The sequence below is a fragment of the Leptolyngbya sp. NIES-2104 genome, from assembly GCF_001485215.1.
GTDB lineage: Bacteria > Cyanobacteriota > Cyanobacteriia > Leptolyngbyales > Leptolyngbyaceae > Leptolyngbya.
This window is the reverse complement of the sequence record NZ_BBWW01000001.1, coordinates 4,325,011-4,343,096: the sequence shown is the minus strand read 5'-3', so window position 1 is coordinate 4,343,096 and position 18,086 is coordinate 4,325,011. Positions and strand designations below refer to the sequence as shown.

Here is an 18,086-nt window from a genome sequence, read left to right as displayed (position 1 = left end):
CGTGCCTCTGCTTGGAAGAGTCTTTTCCCTATTGTAGAGAATCGAGCAAGTCAGAGCGTTCGGCGATCGCATCAAACTGCTTCACGAAAGCTGGATTATCCGTCGCGAATCCTGGTTGCTGCTGTCTCCGCCCACGCGACGATACCAGCGCGATCGCAACCCCACGAGTTGCTTTGAGGATTAGGTCTCGTGAGCAGACATCCAACCCAGGAATTCACAGGTGGCGATGCTGGAATTGAGCGATCGTTAGACTAGATGGATCACCAGGAAGATTACCAGGAACGGGTAAAAAACACTTTCACAGTTCCTCGCTCGCGATCGATGGTGTGTTTACCTACGGATTGATACAATCGAGCAGCTACTTCGCCAAACTGGAAGTCTAATTACAGGCTCAGAAGGCTACGGAATTGCTTACTGTCTAGCTGAAGACAAGCTTCGTTTTGGATTGGGTGTTGTTGCCGACTCTATCGATCCTTTGCCTGTCACCCGTACTGCTTGGCGCGAAGTTGCCCTGCGAATCCCTGTGCCACTTGTTTGAGATTGAGATGATCTGCTCGGATCTTTTAGAACACTGGCATCGAGTCGAAAACCTTGAGGATTACACCGGAAAGCATTTCCGGCAGAGTCAGTGAGATCGATTCTGGGTTGCTTGATATCGGTCTACAGGGTCATCACCGATGCTGTAATCTGGACATCTATGGCTTTCTGAACTAGCTCAGATTGTGTTTCTTCGGGTGATCCAGCATTAAAGAGTGGTAGGGTCATCGTCCTTGATCGAGGACTTTGTAGAGATTATCCTCAAGGGCTTCACGGCGCACAGCTTGCAGCAGGATTTGTTGAAACGGAGGGATAGTCTGCAATTAATTCCACCTTGCCTGTCTGTGGATTACGCTGCCAAGCGGTTGCTTCTATCAAAGCAGGAGCAACAGCAGTCGCCGCAGCTATTGTTCTTCCCTGACCCGAAAAATCGCGCAAATCGACCCAGGTACGATCTGATCTAACCTGCTCAGTTGGGTTGGCAGGAACACCGCCCCGCCCGGTGATGATAAAACGACTGCCTTGATTAGACACACAAGACTGAGCTAATCGCTGACTGGGATCAAGAATATCTAGTGCAAATTCCGTTAAGCCTTGGGCAGGACTGATCGCTAACAGTTCGATCTGAACTGATCCATTCATTCCAAACTGTGAGCTAGCTGTGATGTCATTGTCAGGAGTCAGTTGCGAACGAAACTGCAATCCGAGGAGGCTTTGCGTCGTAATGCTAATGTTGCCACCTCGTCCCATATTGGCATTCGCAATAATGTCACTGTTACCTAACCCAATGATAAATGGAGCTTGAATGGCGATATTTCCTCCATCGCCACTCCCGCCCGCTTCGGCATTTAAATGACTACGATCGCGCAGTAGCAGAAGTTCAGAAAGACTGAAGCTAAGATTCCCGCCATTTCCGGCGGATGTGGCACTAGTAATATCAGATTCTGTCGATAGGTCAAGCGATCGCCCAGTCACTCTAATCGTTCCACCCTCTCCACTGCTTGTACTGCGACTACTGATTTGGGCATTGTTGTAAAGTGCGATCGCGCCCGACTGCACCGTGATATTTCCAGCTTTGCCTGCTGCGCTACTTGCTGTGGAGAACTGTGCCAGATCTCGGAGACTCAAGATTTCGGATTGAATATTCAGTGTTCCTGCATTGCCTGTTCCTGTTGTTGCGGTTGTGACTGCCGCAGCCGACTGTAACTCGATCGTTGGAGACTGAATTTGAATATTGCCTGCATTGCCGCGATCGCTTGTTTGAGATGACAATTGAGCCAGATTTGAGAGCTGTAAGCTTTCTCTAGCTGTTAAAGTAATAAGTCCGCCATTTCCCTGTCCTGAAGTACTGGTAGAGATCATGCTGTCATCAAGTCGCGCTCTTTGGCTGACAATGCGAATCTCGCCAGAGTCGCCGTCTCTGACCTCAGCCGTAAGCTTACCGTTACTAGTCAAGCTTAAATCACTTGTATTAATTCCGATCGCTCCAGCTTTTCCAGTACTGGTATTGCTTACTGAGATTTGGGCTTGATCTGCGATCACCAGTCGTTGACTATTGATTTGAATTGATCCAGAACTTGCACCCGTATTCGATGAGGCAGTAATTTGACTGGTGAATGTAGAAGACTGTCCACGTAGCGCGATGTCATTGACGGTTAATGTTACATTTCCTGCCTGTCCAGCGCCAGTCGTTGAGGCAGAAATGCGTCCACCGTTGAGTAAGGCTAAGCGATCGCTCTCGATCGTCACATTTCCTCCGTTTCCGCCCGCACTGGTACTCGTGCGTAGTGCGCTTAGAAGTTGACGGACTGCATCAATGCCCTCAATCTGAACGGTATTTGCTTTGACGGTGAGATTGCCTGCATTGCCGCTATCTTGAGCATCGGTTGTCACTTCTCCACCGTCGAGCAGCCGTAAACTCCCCGCCTCTAACCGAATGTCGCCGCCTCGACCAGTACCGTTCGTAGATTTTGTGAAAATCCCACCTTGACCGTATTCATTCAGTCCTCCAAAAACGGTGAGTTCATCTGTTTTGATCGTTAAACTTCCTGCATCTGAGCCAGCTACTGAATGAGTTGCGGTCGCAATTTCAGCCCCATCCCGCACCAGAATTCGACCCGCTTCCACAATCACAGGCGCACTTTGTCCAGAGGAACCCCATTCCATTCGGGATTTGATCCCTGTTTGGTCGAAGCCACCGTGATCTGCAATGATTTCTCCAGCTCTAACGGTTAAAGTTCCAGAATCTCTAGCTGTGAGTGATCCCGCTTGCAGTCTGCCGCCATCGAGCAATTGTAGGCGACCTGCAACATTGACTGTCAGATCACCACCGCGACCAGGACTGCTAGCGTATGAGGTTGTTTCAATCACGGTGTATGGATTGGTTGCTGTACCAATCAAATCGGCTTGATTGGCACGAATGGTGACGTTGCCTGCGGGAGAATCACCCTCAGCATAGGCAATGATGCCCGCACCATCAAAGAGTCGCAAATCGCCGACCGAAATATCAATATCACCTGTGCGTCCTGTACTATAGCCCTCGGTGTAGAGGTAACTGCGATCGATCATTTCTAGGCGGTTGGCTTGAACTGCGATCGCGCCACTTGCCCCCGATCCTTCGCTCATCGTATAGACATCAGCAGAATCTTGCATCCAGACCTGCCCCGCCTGAATCGTAATATCGCCGCCTTTTCCAGTTGCTCCAGTTGGGACTATCGTCGAAATTCTAGCCCTTCGGTTGATAGTATCACTGAGACTAAAGATACCTGTGGCTTGAATGGTAAGATTTCCACCCGGATTTGCAGTTGAGATCGTTTGCAGTTGAGAAGATTCTTCTAGACTAATATTGCGCCCTTGTAGCGACAAATTGCCCTGAGATTGAACAAGCGCCCTTTGAGTCAGGCGAATATCTTGAAAGCTAGCAGTGGAACTGGCGTTGATACGATATCCAGTTCCATTCGGAATGAGGTTGACGCTACTGTTAGGTGTGAAACTCGCAAGCTCCACAGATCCATCAGTGATAATGCGACCCCCTACGATCGCTAAATCTCCTCCAATCAGTGCGATCGTGCTTCCGCTCGGTGTGCCTAAGCCTACGGTAGATCGGTTAGTAATCATACCAGGGTTACTCCCGAACTGAAGTCCGAGCGGAACACTAATCGTTAGCAGAGGAGCAGTGAGATTCGTCGCATCAAATACGCCACTCTCAAACTGAATTTGATCAGCAGTACTTGCTACAAATGATCCGGAGACATCAAGTCTTGCATTGCCACCGAACAGAATGCCATTTGGATTGAGCAAAAATAAATTTGCTGCTCCTGAAACCCCTAGTGTTCCATCAATGCTGCTGAGATTGCCTCCAGTAACGCGGGTAAAAATATTGCTGATGCCTGTAGGATTGGTAAAATAGGCGCTGCGACCGTTCAGAACATTGAACTGGTCAAAACTATGAAACAAGTTCGCTCCACGAATAATGCCGCCGTCGATGCGATCTCGGCTCGTGGTCTCTGTGATGACGGTCGTGCCAGCGCTGCTATCTGGAATCAGTTGAGCAGCAACCGGAGCATTTACTACAAGACTTCCAAGTAAGCTGCATAACCACAGGTAAGAACACTTCATAACCAGCGTGGAGAATAGAGGATGGTATTAAGGTTCCCGACAATATCCTTAGAATTGCAGTCTGAGCGACCCTAAAGGTCAGACACAGCCGAGTATTTAAGAGTATCGGAGCAAGAAAAATCATTCGACAAAACTGCATAAGTGCGTCGGTTTTTGAGATCGGCGATCTCAATTTGTGATCGTTCAATGTTGCATTGCTTCGAGCGAATCTTGCATATTTTTCCTGGGAAACAACGTTTCTAGCTGTGTAATTCTCTGAGGTCAACCCTTTCAAAGTATTAAATAAAGAACAGAGAATAATCGAAATCCTTGTTTTCTCGTTCCCATTTCTGAACTCTTTTTCAGATTCTGATCGCTGGTTGCAATGCCCGAATTCCAGCAAGTTCGCTGATTACCTTGAAAGGACTGGGTTCTCTATGCCAATATTTCTCCGTTCGTTTAGCAATCCTTCGCCTTGCGATCGCCCCATCCTTCAATTAATGTCTAACCTCACGAGAAGTTGATATCGCAGAACTAGGGGCTAAAGGAGTCCCCAGCTAGGGGAGCTAAATTGTCGGTGCTTAATTGCGTAACCAATCCTGGAGAACATCGAGGTTGCTCTTGTAGTGATCGAGCTGAACTCTAAACTGCTCTGGGGAAACCCTATATGCGTCTCCACATATAGGGTGTTGTGGAGGCTGGGGAAGAAAATTCCCTAGCTACCCGATTATCCTGCTGGCTGCCAACGGACAATCAACTTTGCACCTTACCTTTACTGAAGAATGAGTGGTGTGAGAACTGGAGCCATCAGCATCTCAAACTCAAGATTTGTGGCGCTAACTACATTCTCTACGATCTTGCCAGACTGAAGACGCATGACATGAGTTTCAATAAATACGATTGTTCGATTCGTTGCTGCAACTCCAAAAAAGTCTTTTGCGTGTCTCTGCTCTGACCGAAACCGTACAACGACTCGATCATTCGCTGCAAAAATGTCTTCGATCATCAGTTGTGAAACAGGTGGAAACGCATCAAAGAATGAACTAAAAATCTGCTGGTACTCTTCGCTCCCGTCGATTGGAGCATCGGGTTTAAGTCCAGTTGTAACTTGAATATTTTCATCTAGGATCTCTTCAGCAATGCTCACATTACCTTGACCTAAAAACTGCTCAACGAATTGACGAGCAACACCCAGGTTTTGAGTTTCCATCTCAGTCATAATTTTCACTCCTTAGTTTTGAGTTAAATGGGTCAATACTCAGTGATGTTTAATTTGTCGAGGGATTACCAATTTAATTGGATCGCTCCGCCAAACTTCCGCATCTCAGCAAAGAACTGACCCTGAACGCTTCCGTCTGGCAATGTCGCAAGATAAACCGCAGTTTCCGCGCCTTCTTCAGCCGTGAATGGGGCATTCACGCCACCCATATCGGTTTGCAGCCAACCTGGCGAGTAAGTGTTGACTAGAATGTTGCTTCCTTGTAGTTCTTTTGCCAAGATTGCAGTGAGTCCGTTTAGCCCAATTTTGGATAATCGATAAGATGGGGCAAGCGGATAATCATCATCAGACAAAGTGCTGAAGGATGCCATCTCAGTTGAAACATTGACAATCCGCCCATAGTTTTGCGCTTTCATCAACGGAATCAATGCTTGAGAGATACGGGCAACTGCGAGAACATTAGTTGTAAAGGTTGAAAGCATTGTTTCTAGTTGTACCGTCAATAGGCTAGATTCCTCGATCTGCGCTGTAGGATTAATGCCAGCGTTATTCACTAAAATGTCAATCTTGCAATAGGTTTGCTTCAACCATTCCGCGAAAGCCTGAACACTCTGATCGCTGTTGATGTCTAGGCTGTGATAGTTCGTATTTACACCCTCATGAGCTAGTTTTTCTTGAGCCATGCGCCCTTCCGCTTCGTTACGACTGGTCAAAACAACTTGAATGCCCTGAATCTGACCTAACTTTTTAGCGATCGCATAGCCCAACCCTCGATTGCTTCCTGTGACTACTGCAATTTTCGTTTGTTCTATCATGATGCTTCCTGCTCAGTCCAACACTGGATTCCACCGTACCAAAATGATATAAATTAATCAAATCGATTGTAGAGATAATAGATATTAATGAGATCAATTGAATTATCTGAGGTTGATTTGAATTTGCTAGTTGCCTTTGAGGCACTCTTTGAAGAACACAGTGTCACGGCTGCGGCTCAACGTCTCTATTTGGGGCAGCCTGCCATGAGTGCAGCACTTGGACGGTTGAGAGGCTTATTTAACGACGAATTGTTTCTTCGAGTGGGGCGAGAGATGCAGCCAACCAGTAAAGCGATTGCGATCGCGCCTGGTATTTTTGCTGCACTCCATCAAATTCGCCAGACCCTTCAAACGAGTCAAGCCTTTGACCCTGCATCTGATCAACGGGATTTTGCGATTGGAAGTACGGATTACACAAGCTTTGTCGTTGTGCCAAAACTGATCGCGTATTGTTGCCAGATTGCACCAAAGCTAAACTTCAGAATGATCGGATTTGAGAAAGATAGCGTAGGCGAATTATTAGAAAAGAGCGCAGCAGATCTGGCACTCGGTGTTTTTCCAAATCCACCACGTCAAATGACCTGTACTCCTTTATTTCAAGAACATTTTGTTGGCATTGCTCGTAGAAATCATCCTGCAATGATTCGGAAACCGCTTTCTCTAGAATTGTTTGCAAATTTGTCTCATGCGCTAGTTACTGTTCGACGAGACACAATTGGCGAAGTCGATCGCGCTCTTGCAATGCACAACTTGAAGCGCCGTATTGCAATCACTGTTCCGCATATGTTGGTTCTGCCGTCCATCATCGCGTCTAGTGATTTAGTTGCCGCTATTCCTTCTCGTACAGCCAGCTATTTCTCGACATTAGATAACATCGAAGTCTTTAAACTTCCAATTGAAATGCAATCTTGGACAGTTTCAATGATGTGGAGCAAACTAGCTGATCAAGATGATGTAAACTACTGGTTACGCCAAACAATCCAAACAGTGTGCGAACAAATCTAAACTGCTCATCCATGCCACCTTTTGGAAATTGACAAGCACCTAATAAATTTACTCCCCCACCCGAAAACGAAGCAGGATAACAATTACTTCTGCCGTTTAAAGCCCTTGCAATCGGCATAACTGCTCTCTCAAGGCATATTATCCCGCTTGTAATCGGTATGACCTCCCCGTTTTTTAGGATTTATACCGATTTTAAGCCAGATAATACTCTGATCAAAGAAGCTATGCCGATCGAGAATCTTTCATTTCTAAATCTTTGAGTTTTCCTGCAATCAATTAGAGTCAACGAAAGCAAAGAGCGCGATCGCTGCATGATTCAGATTTGGAACAGCGCGATCGCTGCTGATTCACACTCTACGTCGCGATCGCTATCCCAGTTTCTGAGCCAGGATCGTCACTGCTACTTCGTAATCTCTTCCAATCAGATAGGCGAAATGGTAGTAACTAGCAAGATAGAAATCGCAGCCGAACTTTTGGTAACGATCCGCGATCGCAATGAATCCATACCGAGCATCACTTGGCTCCGTGAACCAATCCCGATGATATGAATCTTGTAGAAACAGAGTCAGCGTTTGTTGATCGGCACTAGGAATCAAGCGAATCAGATGAATGCTGCCGTGATGCGATCGCGGAACAGGGAGCAGCAGATCGTGTTCTTCAATCGTCAGAAACTCTGCCAAACTGTCTTCGGTGCGAGGAAAGTAAGCATCGTCCGGTAACTTGAGGAAATGATGCCACTGCATCCAAAATTCGTGCTTGCTATCAAAGCCAGGATCGATATCTAATCGCCACTGCTGCTCTTGGCATAAATCATCCAGCACGTCCTGAGGTAACTCTGCAAGTTTCATATTCGTTCGCTGCTAGCCTTTAGCGAACAATTGTATCGCTTTTGCCCATATGAACTGAGCGACGATTTCAATTCAAGCAATCAATTCGCGATCGACGAGCTTCTAAAATGTCATTCAAGAAAGGACAAAACTTCCTGAATAAAGCGATCTCGTCCTCGCTCTGGTCGATCCAGAAACAGAAAATGCGTCCCATTCTCGATCGTCACGGTCTTTTTGCGCGGTGCATTCACTAGTTCAGCGTCCAATGCCTGAAGATCAGCCTGCCTCGACCAATGATCGCGATCGCCTCGGATAAACAACGTTGGCACTCGAATATCGGCTGCATTCCAAAGCTTCTGACCGCGTGAGAGATTGTAAGCATCAAGGCGAAAGCCGCCCGGAACGCGAATGCTTGGCGGTTTGCGAGTATTGCTGGTGGGATCGTTTGTAAGTGCGATCGTTTGGTGTGCCTGCACGACGGCTGGATCGCGCCACTGATTCTTATCCTCTACCGGAATGGCGCGTGTCCAATTGGCGATCAATCCCTCAGCCGTCACTTCTCGGAAAGCGGCAGCACTGGAGTCAAACTGTTCTGAACCATCTTTACGCTCAAAGGTGCTGCGGTAGTTCCACGGCGCATTCACCCCATACAAACTATTCAGCATCACAAGACCACTAACTTTACCTGAATTGCGACTGGTGTACATGCCTGCCCAATGCCCTCCAGACGCATGACCGACTAAGGCAATGGTTCGATTCTGATTGCGCTGCCGAATTCGATCAACCACGGCACTAATATCTCTAACTGCTTCTTCGGAGGTGACTAACGACGGATTGGCGCTGGGCAGTTGATCTAAGCCTGCGGGACGAGTGGAGTTCTCCCAACCGCGCACATCCATAAGGTAAGTGGGATGTCCTGCTTGGGCGAACGTTTCAGCCAGCGAGTACCCTGGAACATTGACATCATAAGAAGCAAGTCCGCCACCACCACCGCCATGCAAGAGCAGAATCGGAGTCAGATCGGTGTTTCCGGTCGGCTTTACTTCTCGCACAAATAGTTGAATGTTCGGGTCACTGCTGACTGAAAAATCTTCTCGTGTCACTTGAGTAGCAGTTTGCTGCGTTGTAGGCGTTGTTGACGTTTGAGGCATGGTTTGAGGTTGGGAAGTTTGAGTACAGCCAACAAATAAGCTTCCAAGCAATAACAACGTACTAAGAACTTGAACTGATCGAGTCATAAGCGAAGCTCCTTGGTTATAAAGAGGATTTAAGATTTGGGTGCGCCACTGAGGGCTAGACGTTCTCGTAGGAAAGCGATCGCTTCTCGATTCACGCGCAGCATGTTGTCGAGCGTGCCTGCCTCGCGCCATTGATCCATGCGCTCCAAATTGTAGAAATTAGCTCCGGGTCGCTCTAAGCGGTTTTCGGCTTGCATCAATGAAGTATCGATGAGCGGATAGCGATCGGCGAGTAGCTGCATCTGAGATTTCAAGCGCAAGTGTTCTTTAATCTGCCGATTTAGTTCGAGCAGTCGGCGGGGCGGTTGAGCCGAGGCAGGATTGTTCGCCTTAATTTCTTCTAACACTCGCCCAGAGCCACCGTCGGTATTCAAGGGTTGCATTCCCATGAGATTGAGTACCGTCGGAACAATATCGATGCTTTCTGCATAAGGAATCGTACGACCTTGCGCTACCCCAGTACCGACAAACGCAAGCGGAATGCGCCAACTCTCTTCATTTTGAATCGGATGCCATCCAGTTGAGGCTTGTCCATCGGTGAGAAGAACGAGCAAGGTATCGTCCCATTTCCCCATGCGTTTGAGTTCAGCGACAAATTCGCCCAGTAAACGATCGGCGTTTTGCGCTGCTTTGATGTAAGGTGAACCATTTGCCCAAATGTTTTCTGCCCACGGTTCATTCTTCAATCGTCCATCCGCGACATCTTGACTTGCTGAACCTGTATCTTGTAGCACCAGTCGCATGAATCGAATGTCATGCTGTCTAAGTAGATCGAGTGCAAATCGCACACTACTTTCATCAGTGCTGTATTCCAGCTTGGTGAAGTTAAAACCTGGATTGAGCGATGAGTAGGCAATGCTATTAGCAATGTGTGGAGTGAGTTGGCGTGGATAGAAGGTCTGCTGAATGTAGCGTTCTTCCCACCACGGATCGAGAAAGATCGAGCCTGCCATTGTAGTTGGATTTGGGGGTGAAGTTAAGCTGAGACTGCAATAGCCGTTCTCGGTTTGATGCCACGGAATCAGAATGTAGGCTTCCTCGACTGAAGTTCCCTGCTTTACTAAGGATTGATAGTTCGTCATCTTTAATCGTTCTGGTGCTTGATAATGCAAGCCGTCGATATGAAAGAAGATGATGCGGGCAGGTTTACTCCTGGCAGTTGAAGTAGGATTTTGTGCAATCGCTTGCAAAGTATCAGTTGCGATCGCAGACTCATGCGGAATTGTTAAAGTCACCGCCAGCATGAATAGCGAGATCGCGGCAATGATGACCCATTTCAGCCGTTTCATTGTCCTTTGCCACATGATGATTAAAGGTTTGAATTGAATTTTGAGCTTTAAAGATTGAGCCGTTCCCGTCCTTCAAATGTATTTCTGTTTCATGAGAGCATTCAGGCTGGTTTCACCCTCATAAGGAGAGAGCTTTGATTTGAACACTGTTTCCGAGCGATCGACCATTGCTCATGGTTCATTTCCTCCTACACCGTCTCCATTCATGCTAAAAAGTGAGATTAGAACTGTCCAACACCGATTTAGTTCAACCTTGACACTCTAGAGGTTCAAATGGAATTGCGGCATCTGCGTTACTTTGTCACGGTGGCAGAAGAACTGCACTTCGGTCGTGCGGCGCAACGCTTGCAAATGGCACAACAACCCCTGAGCCGTCAGATTCGAGAGCTAGAAGCCGAAATCGAGGTGCAACTGTTCCACCGCACTAAACGAACAGTGCGCTTAACGGAAGCCGGAAAAGTATTTCTCATTGAAGCGCAAAAAACACTCCAGCAAGCGAATCAAGCGATCCTCCTAGCACAGCGAACTCAACAGGGCGATCGCGGTGAACTCAGAATTGGCTTTACGAGCGCCGCTTTGAATCGTGTTCTACCCCAAGCCATTCGTCAGTTCAAAATGCAGCATCCGAACATTCAGCTTGTGCTAGAGCGACTAACGACGAATGAACAGGTTGAAGCCTTGATCGAGCATCGCATTCAGATTGGCTTGCTACATCCGCCGATCGCTCAATCCGCGCTGAGGCTAGAAACACTACACCGGGAACCGCTGATGGTTTTCTTACCGGATAGTCATCGCTTGGCTAAAAGCCAGGTCATCTCGATACGATCGCTTTCTCAGGAGTCTTTCATTTTCTACCCGCGTTCTGTCGGTCCAGTTCTCTACGATCAAATGATCAGTTTTTGTCAACAAGCAGGCTTTAGCCCAAACATTGTCCAGGAAGTTTTTCCGCAGCAAACAATTTTGGGGTTAGTATCGGCTGGGCTAGGCGTGTCGTTGCTTCATGCGTCAGCCTGTGCGGTTGCGCCTCAAGGGGTCGTCTGTCGATCGCTGTCTGAACTCACACCAGAATTGGAACTTGCAGCCGCATGGCATCCTGAACAAAACAGTCCTTCAGCAACTCTATTTCTACAGGGATTGCAGCATCTCCCTCAAGTTTGAACCTTCTTTCTCCACTTTGTCGGGATAAGTCAAGCAGGCGGTAAGCTCTTCAGATTGCCTTGATCCTCACCCGTTAACTTTTGCTCAGGTGTCGTGCTGGTCGATCGCTGACTTCGATCCGCTTATCGATAAACATACTCTGTTTTCCAGTCTGCTTTCGGTTGAGTGTGCAACTGCCAGTACACCTCAGCAATTTTGTCAGGCGCAAAGTGCGTCTCTGGCTGAATCGTGCCACACACCGTAACTGTCGCAACATGAATGTTGTCGGGTGCGAGTGCATTTGCCATCACAAAACAGAGTTTGCGAATGCCAGCTTTACCGACAGCGAGTGAAACATACGGCGGGAAAGAATACTCGTCATAAGCAAGTGCCCCACCCGTGAGCAAAATCGTGCCGCGACCCTGCGATTTCATTGCGGGAGCAACCTGCTGGATCGAGGTCAAAGCACCTGCAACTGTCACCTTAAATTCAGTCACAAATTCATCATTGGGAATCGTTAATGGATCGGATTCTTTCATCACTGCCGCATTGTAAACCAGTACTTCTGGCGCACCCATTGTTTGAGCAATTTGTTCAAACGCTTGACTTAGCGCAGTGCTATCTGCAACATCTACACTGAATCCTTGAGCAGCAATTCCTTGTTGTTCCAGTTCAGCTTGATAAGTTGTTAGAGCTTCAGCCCTTCGAGCCAGCATTGCGATCGCATACCCTTCTTGTCCAAATCGTTGAGCAATTGCTAACCCCAATCCTTTTCCAACACCTACGATCGCACATACTTTCTGACTCATGAGCTTCTCCAATTTAAACACGACAGTTCGATGACTTGAAGTTTATGCTTGTTACGGCTGAAGTTGAGCCAGCAGTTCTGGAACCGCAGATTGAGCGCCCAGCATGACCAAGGCTTGTGTATAAGGTTGCTCCATCGCTAAATTGCGTCGCAATCGTTCGGTCACACTAGCTTTGGCGTAGCGCAAGACGTGGCGATTCAAGCCTGTAAACTTAGTGGCGAGTTCTTGAGCGCGATCGAGCAGAGCAGTACGATCGCACAATTCATGCACAATCCCCCATTGATGCAATTCTTGAGCAGTGAGAATTTGTCCAGTAAGTAGAAAGTACTTCGCTCGACTGTGACCCAACAGCGTTTCCCAGACGACAGAAGCATCACCGCCCGGTACTTGCCCGCCTGCAATATGGAAATCTTGCACCGTTGCTTCTGGAGCCGCCAGCACAATGTCCGCAGACATCCAGATTTCAGCATGTTGCAGAAGCGCCCCATTGAGACAGAGAATTACAGGTGCTTCAATCTCTAGCATTTTACGCACCGCATGATTGCCGCCAAAGCGCCAGCGGTCAGCAACATCGGCTCCCCAGCCTCCTAGCTCTCGTTGAAGACTTTCGGGATTGAGCGTAGCACAAAACTCAGTTCCAGTTCCAGTAATCACCACAACACGATTCTCGCGATCGTGGGCAATGTCGATAAACAAATCAGGCAACAGGTCACGAGTTTCACCCATCAATTCCCAGGATTGGTCGCTGGTATGAAACTGAATCGTGAGAATGCCTGATTGCCGAGTTAGTTTAGCGAAATGAGCATAGTTTGCAGCATAGGTTTCGAGAGCGTGCATCATGAAAATCCTCTTAACTGGGTTGAATATGGAGAACCGCTTTACCAAGAAACTGTCGATCGGTGAGTTGCTGTGCAACCTGTGCAATCTCACTCCACGAAGCTTCTAGATCAATGTGCGGAGCAAGTACACCCTGAGCAACTAACTGAACTAACCGAGCTAATCCAGTCGCAGCAGATTGCTTCTTCAGTTCGTGAAACAGAATAAAGCCATACAAACTCAGCCCGCCGCCCCCATAGAACTTAGAAGCGTTGAATGTAATTTTCGTGCCAGATGTTGCACCAAACAGAACACAGGTTCCATCTGGCGCAAGCTGCTCTAGTACAGCAGGTAGAACTTCTCCACCGACAGAATCGAGCGCGAGATGATAAGGAGCATAGGCAGCAAAATCGTCTCCTACAATCACCTGATGTGCTCTAGCAGCTTTGACAAACTCGACTAACTCAGGACGACGCACTTGAGCCGTGACGATCGCGCCTGCTTGTGCCGCTAACTGACACGCAAAATATCCAACGCCGCCCGACGCACCCGTAATCAGCACGGATCGATCTAGCAACAGTCCACCCCGTTCTAAAGACAGTAATGCGGTTAGTCCTGCTACAGGTAAGGTTGCGGCAGTTTTGAACTCGACTGAATCAGGGAGAGATGCGACCCTTGCGGTATCTGCGAAGCAGCACGCATGAGTCGGCACGACCACTTGTTCTGCCCAAGCCCCTTCGGGCAAGAATCCGACAATCCGAGTTCCTGCTGGAAACCCAGAACCATCAACGGCAGCTTCAGCGATTGTTCCAGCAAAATCCCAACCGGGTCGCCATCCGGCAGCAGCACTTTGAGAGCGTCGCACTTCGCCACGATTGAGCGAAATCGATTCGACTTGGACAATGACTTGATTCGGTAAAGGTTGTGATCGCTCTACAGTTTGAAGAGCTAACCGCCCAGGAACAGTCGGGTCAACAACAACAGCTCGAACTAAGTTTGGCATCGGACATCGCCTCAATCAGATAAAGGTGAATCGTTAAAGTTGAATGACGACTTTACCAAAGTGACTGCCACTTTGTAGGTAGCGGTAAGCGTCTGGTGCTGCATCGAATGGAAATACGCGATCGATCACAGGTTGAATTTGATGAAGCGAGATTGCCCGGTTCATCGCCTCAAACATTTCTCGACTTCCAACATAGATGCCCTGAACATCAATACTTTTCTGCAAAATATTGACATAGTTCACCTCGCCTGCGCCCCCCAATACTCCAATCAAGCTCACTCGTCCACCGACACGGGCAGATTGTAGGGATCGATCGAGCGTCCCTGCTCCACCCACTTCGATCACTTGATCTACGCCTTCTTTATGAGTCAACTCCCAAACGGTTTTCTGCCACTCTGGAAACTGCTTATAGTTAATCGTTTCGTGCGCTCCCATCAATCGTGCGCGTTCTAGTTTTTCATCGCTGCTAGAGGTGATAATAACTTTGGCTCCTAAGAGTTTGGCAAATTGCAGTGCAAAGATGGAAACACCACCTGTGCCTAGCAGTAAGACGGTTTCTCCTGCGGCTAATCCACCTCTTGTCACCAGTGCTTGCCAAGCCGTGACCGCCGCGCAAGGTAAGGATGCGCCCTCTTCGTAAGATAGGTTTTCGGGGAGCAGCACTACCCCCTCCTGATTTAGGACAACGTATTCCGCTAACATTCCATCGATCGCGCCGCCTAACGCCGATTTAATCTTCACGCGGGTCAGCTTGCCTGCAATCCAGTCCTGAAAAAAGATGCCCGCAACGCGATCGCCGACCTTCACCCGCGTTACTCCTTCCCCGATCGCGACGACCTCGCCTGCACCATCCGATAAAGGAATCACAGGCAGCGTTTGCCCAGGATACCGTCCACTGACAACTGCCGTATCCCGATAGTTCAGGGAAGTCGCTCGGACACGCACTAACACTTGTCCTGCACTGGGTTCAGGCATGGGCAACTCACTGACTGTTAACCCATCAATGCCTGCTGCTGTTTTAATCTGATACGCTTTCATTTAGTTTTCCTGTTGAGCGGAAAGTTAGGGGTGCGACCGCGCGAATGACTTTTCACCTTTTGATTAGCTGGGAAACTGAATCAGTCGGGTTTGTTGAAACAGGGTGAGATTGTCTTCGAGATGCCAGCTTTCAACAATCTGATCGTGGCTCACCCGATGGATGTCGAAGGCAATAAATTGGATTGGCTGACCCGTCGGAGGTGCCCCTAGAAACTCGCCCGTATGAGTGCCGCTAAACACAATACGAGTGATCACCTTATCTTCGCTAAAGAACATCTCTTGCACCGTACAGACTAAATCGGGAATCGCTGTGCGAAGAATGTGCAATGCCTGTCGAATGCCTTCCCGTCCGGGCTGCCGCCCCGCAGGAAGCGTATGATCAATCCAATCTGGGGAAAGCGATCGATCCAGTAAGCTAGAATCTCCTGTGCTCATTGCAGCATAGAATAATTCAGCAATCTGCCGCTTGGATGGATGTTCAGTCGTGTTCATCGTTTGCGTCATGTTCATTTCCCCATTTGTTCAAGCACTTAGCGAAACTGGATTAGCGAAAAGTTGAGCAATTCCGATATAAGGTCTTAAGGGAATAACTTCTACTGTGAGTAGCCCTGCTTTGACCATTGGAAAGCTCTGAGTCGCCATTTCAACTTCATCTTGAGTATTAGCCTCCGCCAGAATTACTGCACCACTATAATCATCGAAGTAAAAAGACTGTCGAAATAGTCCCGCTGCATAAAACTCCCAATTTCGAGCAGATTCTTCTTTGACTAGGGCGAAGACCTGATCCATTGGGGTACCTGTAACAACCCGAAAAAGAATTAGAAACTGCACGACATTCTCCTCCAAAAAACGACTTGTGTTCAGGCACATGGGTCGGTGAAATAGTACTAGAATTCAGCAGCCGTTCTTTGCACAGAGGTTTCTCCTTCTCCCCAAAAGCCGCTATACTTAGTCACTTCAATGTCCCCTAAAACTTTAACCTGACAAGCAAGACGGCGACCCGAATCCAAACCTTTGTGCGGAGGTACATTCATCCGAAATTTCTCGATCGACGTTGGCTCTGACACTGCTCCCTGAATTGCAACAGCACAAGTTCCGCAAGTGCCATGACCATGACAGTTAATCAACGAGGCTTTTCCGTTGTATAGTTCAACCTGCTGACTCAGCAGAAACTCGCGCAGATTTTTACCAGGCTCACAGGTGTAGCTTTGTCCATAAACTTTGACAGTTGGCATAATCCAATTCTCCTACCGATGCTGGAAGGTTGACATCAAACAGAAACGGTTGCTTTAGCAAAGAAGCTCATCAAGTGAGTGAGCAATACATCCGGTTGTTCCTCCGCAATCCAGTGTCCACAGTCCGCAATGACTTCGCCTTGAACGTCTGTTGCCAGGGTTTGCATCACTTGATAAGCAGCATTTCCTAGTGGAGATCGTGCTCCTGCCAGCACTAAAACGGGCATTGTGAGCGGCGTTTTTGCAAACTCAATGTTGTCCTGAACATCCTGCGGAAAGGCGCGATAGTAGTCTAAACTCGCTTTGAGCGATGCCGGATTGCTGTAGCAGCGAACGTATTCGCGTACATCTTCGATCGTAATCGCTGTCGGGTAAGCATCCCCGTAAAAGTAGCGCAAATATTGCTCTTCGTGTCCCTGAATTAAGGCTTCTGGCAACTCTGGAATCATGTGAAATGCAATGTGCCACAGTGCAATTTGTGAGTTTGGATTGGGAGGAGGCACATCGAGAATGACGAGTCGATCGACCGATGTAGGATACAGTGCTGCATAAGCATAGGCAACTGGAACTCCCATATCATGAGCCACCAAGTAAATAGAGTCAAAGCCGAGTTGCTGAATCCACTGATGTAGGTATTTGGCGATGTTGCGTTTATCGTATCCATCGCTTAAAGGATCAGAATCGCCTAAACCGGGGAGATCGGGGGCGATCGCAGTATAGTGTTCGGCTAAATTGGGCATGATTTTGTGCCATTCATGGCTAGTTTGCGGCCAACCATGCAGCAGCACAACGGCTTTCCCTTGTCCGGCTTTCAGATAGTGGAGGTTGATTCCCTCGATCGAGGCGACATGATGGCTCAGTTCTGTCATGTGATTTCCTCACGTTATTTCACTGTAGAGAAGGCAGCAATTTTTTAGCCTCAGTTGCAGACATGGGATGGTTGTAAAGTACGCCGCCCGGTTCTTGGTGAATCACCTGGTTGAGGTTGCCCGTGTCAATATCTGCAAAACCACTATCGCAGATGAGTTGAGCAACGATCGCTTTCGCGGCAGCATCGTCTCCACAATAGAACAACGCATAGGGATCAGAACGATGCGCTTCATTCGCAAAGGTCGCAGTTGGCAAGGTGTTGTAAGCTTTTACGACTTTTGCATTCGGAACTTTTGATGCGAGTTCTAAGCCTGAACTTACATCAGGAACGCGATGAATTTTGCCCTCATTGAGCCTGTAAGGATTGGTTGCATCGACAATGATTTTTTCATCGAGCGAACCCGCAGCAGCGATCGCATCATCGATCGTCCAATAGTAACAAGCAAGTAGAATCACATCTGCAAACTTAGCTGCGGCTGCAACTGTTCCAGCTTGGGTGTTCTCGCGTTTTACTAACTCAGACAGCTTCTCCGGGTTGCGAGAACTAAAGAACACGTCATGCCCTGCATTTGCCCACAATGTTCCGATCGTACCTCCGATTCCACCAGACCCAATCACACCAATTTTCGACATGAGACTTCTCCGTAAGAG

The 18,086-nt window shown here is 48.1% G+C and carries 18 protein-coding genes; 2 read left to right on the top strand and 16 right to left on the bottom strand.

The features are described from left to right. Positions 1-28 precede the first annotated feature (28 nt). The 4 genes from NIES2104_RS31915 to NIES2104_RS20725 form a co-directional block, all read right to left on the bottom strand. Positions 29-205: a hypothetical protein gene (locus NIES2104_RS31915; protein ID WP_156427010.1), complete on the bottom strand. Its 177-nt coding sequence runs from the start codon at positions 203-205 to the stop codon at positions 29-31. A 602-nt stretch (positions 206-807) separates the two neighbouring features. Further along, positions 808-4,155: a filamentous hemagglutinin N-terminal domain-containing protein gene (locus tag NIES2104_RS20735; protein WP_059000140.1), complete on the bottom strand. Its 3,348-nt coding sequence runs from the start codon at positions 4,153-4,155 to the stop codon at positions 808-810. A 751-nt stretch (positions 4,156-4,906) separates the two neighbouring features. Next, positions 4,907-5,353 carry an ester cyclase gene (locus NIES2104_RS20730; protein ID WP_059000139.1) on the bottom strand — a complete coding sequence of 149 codons (447 nt, stop codon included), beginning with the start codon at positions 5,351-5,353 and terminating at the stop codon, positions 4,907-4,909. Between the two features lie 65 nt (positions 5,354-5,418). Next, positions 5,419-6,168: an SDR family oxidoreductase gene (locus tag NIES2104_RS20725; RefSeq protein WP_059000138.1), complete on the bottom strand. Its 750-nt coding sequence runs from the start codon at positions 6,166-6,168 to the stop codon at positions 5,419-5,421. An 87-nt stretch (positions 6,169-6,255) separates the two neighbouring features. Here NIES2104_RS20725 and NIES2104_RS20720 point away from each other — a divergent pair, with 87 nt between their 5' ends. Further along, positions 6,256-7,173, top strand: coding sequence for a LysR family transcriptional regulator (locus NIES2104_RS20720; protein WP_059000137.1), 918 nt, complete (start codon positions 6,256-6,258; stop codon positions 7,171-7,173). Positions 7,174-7,541: 368 nt separating this feature from the next. Here the strand turns inward: NIES2104_RS20720 and NIES2104_RS20715 are convergent, their stop codons facing one another. The 3 genes from NIES2104_RS20715 to NIES2104_RS20705 form a co-directional block, all read right to left on the bottom strand. Then, positions 7,542-8,021, bottom strand: coding sequence for a hypothetical protein (locus NIES2104_RS20715; RefSeq protein ID WP_059000136.1), 480 nt, complete (start codon positions 8,019-8,021; stop codon positions 7,542-7,544). Between the two features lie 110 nt (positions 8,022-8,131). Beyond that, entirely contained in the window at positions 8,132-9,238 is a 1,107-nt protein-coding gene (locus NIES2104_RS20710) for an alpha/beta fold hydrolase (RefSeq protein WP_059000135.1), read from the bottom strand. A 29-nt stretch (positions 9,239-9,267) separates the two neighbouring features. Then, positions 9,268-10,527, bottom strand: a complete 1,260-nt coding sequence (locus NIES2104_RS20705; RefSeq protein ID WP_059000134.1) for a sulfatase-like hydrolase/transferase — start codon at positions 10,525-10,527, stop codon at positions 9,268-9,270. Between the two features lie 273 nt (positions 10,528-10,800). On the opposite strand from NIES2104_RS20705, the gene NIES2104_RS20700 reads away from it, so the two are divergent. Continuing rightward, positions 10,801-11,685 carry a LysR family transcriptional regulator gene (locus NIES2104_RS20700; RefSeq protein WP_059000133.1) on the top strand — a complete coding sequence of 295 codons (885 nt, stop codon included), beginning with the start codon at positions 10,801-10,803 and terminating at the stop codon, positions 11,683-11,685. Between the two features lie 122 nt (positions 11,686-11,807). Here NIES2104_RS20700 and NIES2104_RS20695 read toward each other — a convergent pair whose 3' ends face one another. The 9 genes from NIES2104_RS20695 to NIES2104_RS20655 form a co-directional block, all read right to left on the bottom strand. Next, entirely contained in the window at positions 11,808-12,473 is a 666-nt protein-coding gene (locus NIES2104_RS20695) for an SDR family NAD(P)-dependent oxidoreductase (RefSeq protein WP_059000132.1), read from the bottom strand. Between the two features lie 51 nt (positions 12,474-12,524). Next, entirely contained in the window at positions 12,525-13,313 is a 789-nt protein-coding gene (locus NIES2104_RS20690; RefSeq protein ID WP_059000131.1) for an enoyl-CoA hydratase/isomerase family protein, read from the bottom strand. Positions 13,314-13,323: 10 nt separating this feature from the next. Beyond that, positions 13,324-14,292 carry a zinc-binding dehydrogenase gene (locus NIES2104_RS20685; protein ID WP_059000130.1) on the bottom strand — a complete coding sequence of 323 codons (969 nt, stop codon included), beginning with the start codon at positions 14,290-14,292 and terminating at the stop codon, positions 13,324-13,326. A gap of 33 nt (positions 14,293-14,325) precedes the next feature. Continuing rightward, positions 14,326-15,330: an NAD(P)-dependent alcohol dehydrogenase gene (locus NIES2104_RS20680; RefSeq protein ID WP_059000129.1), complete on the bottom strand. Its 1,005-nt coding sequence runs from the start codon at positions 15,328-15,330 to the stop codon at positions 14,326-14,328. Between the two features lie 63 nt (positions 15,331-15,393). Beyond that, complete coding sequence (locus NIES2104_RS20675) at positions 15,394-15,834, bottom strand: ester cyclase (RefSeq protein WP_059000128.1); 441 nt, start codon at positions 15,832-15,834, stop codon at positions 15,394-15,396. A gap of 18 nt (positions 15,835-15,852) precedes the next feature. Next, positions 15,853-16,161 (bottom strand): muconolactone Delta-isomerase family protein, encoded by a 309-nt coding sequence (locus NIES2104_RS20670; protein ID WP_072218225.1) that lies wholly within the window; start codon positions 16,159-16,161, stop codon positions 15,853-15,855. A gap of 56 nt (positions 16,162-16,217) precedes the next feature. After that, the gene (locus tag NIES2104_RS20665) at positions 16,218-16,565 is read right to left on the bottom strand and encodes a 2Fe-2S iron-sulfur cluster-binding protein (protein WP_059000126.1); all 348 of its coding nucleotides are present in this window, start codon (positions 16,563-16,565) and stop codon (positions 16,218-16,220) included. Positions 16,566-16,600: 35 nt separating this feature from the next. Next, a complete protein-coding gene (locus tag NIES2104_RS20660) occupies positions 16,601-17,434 on the bottom strand; it encodes an alpha/beta fold hydrolase (RefSeq protein WP_059000125.1) in 834 nt (277 codons plus the stop codon). Between the two features lie 19 nt (positions 17,435-17,453). Beyond that, a complete protein-coding gene (locus tag NIES2104_RS20655; protein ID WP_059000124.1) occupies positions 17,454-18,068 on the bottom strand; it encodes an NADPH-dependent F420 reductase in 615 nt (204 codons plus the stop codon). Between the last annotated feature and the right edge of the window lie 18 nt (positions 18,069-18,086).

Excerpts from the sequence above, each read along its gene's own strand:
- NIES2104_RS20695 (WP_059000132.1), bottom strand. The coding sequence starts at position 12,473 with ATGAGTCAGAAAGTATGTGCGATCGTAGGTGTTGGAAAAGGATTGGGG.
- NIES2104_RS20705 (WP_059000134.1), bottom strand. The coding sequence starts at position 10,527 with ATGAAACGGCTGAAATGGGTCATCATTGCCGCGATCTCGCTATTCATG.
- NIES2104_RS20735 (WP_059000140.1), bottom strand. The coding sequence starts at position 4,155 with ATGAAGTGTTCTTACCTGTGGTTATGCAGCTTACTTGGAAGTCTTGTA.
- NIES2104_RS20690 (WP_059000131.1), bottom strand. The coding sequence starts at position 13,313 with ATGATGCACGCTCTCGAAACCTATGCTGCAAACTATGCTCATTTCGCT.
- NIES2104_RS20665 (WP_059000126.1), bottom strand. The coding sequence starts at position 16,565 with ATGCCAACTGTCAAAGTTTATGGACAAAGCTACACCTGTGAGCCTGGT.
- NIES2104_RS20710 (WP_059000135.1), bottom strand. The coding sequence starts at position 9,238 with ATGACTCGATCAGTTCAAGTTCTTAGTACGTTGTTATTGCTTGGAAGC.
- NIES2104_RS20680 (WP_059000129.1), bottom strand. The coding sequence starts at position 15,330 with ATGAAAGCGTATCAGATTAAAACAGCAGCAGGCATTGATGGGTTAACA.
- NIES2104_RS20720 (WP_059000137.1), top strand. The coding sequence starts at position 6,256 with ATGAGATCAATTGAATTATCTGAGGTTGATTTGAATTTGCTAGTTGCC.
- NIES2104_RS20685 (WP_059000130.1), bottom strand. The coding sequence starts at position 14,292 with ATGCCAAACTTAGTTCGAGCTGTTGTTGTTGACCCGACTGTTCCTGGG.
- NIES2104_RS20700 (WP_059000133.1), top strand. The coding sequence starts at position 10,801 with ATGGAATTGCGGCATCTGCGTTACTTTGTCACGGTGGCAGAAGAACTG.
- NIES2104_RS20675 (WP_059000128.1), bottom strand. The coding sequence starts at position 15,834 with ATGACGCAAACGATGAACACGACTGAACATCCATCCAAGCGGCAGATT.
- NIES2104_RS20715 (WP_059000136.1), bottom strand. The coding sequence starts at position 8,021 with ATGAAACTTGCAGAGTTACCTCAGGACGTGCTGGATGATTTATGCCAA.
- NIES2104_RS20660 (WP_059000125.1), bottom strand. The coding sequence starts at position 17,434 with ATGACAGAACTGAGCCATCATGTCGCCTCGATCGAGGGAATCAACCTC.
- NIES2104_RS20730 (WP_059000139.1), bottom strand. The coding sequence starts at position 5,353 with ATGACTGAGATGGAAACTCAAAACCTGGGTGTTGCTCGTCAATTCGTT.
- NIES2104_RS20725 (WP_059000138.1), bottom strand. The coding sequence starts at position 6,168 with ATGATAGAACAAACGAAAATTGCAGTAGTCACAGGAAGCAATCGAGGG.
- NIES2104_RS20655 (WP_059000124.1), bottom strand. The coding sequence starts at position 18,068 with ATGTCGAAAATTGGTGTGATTGGGTCTGGTGGAATCGGAGGTACGATC.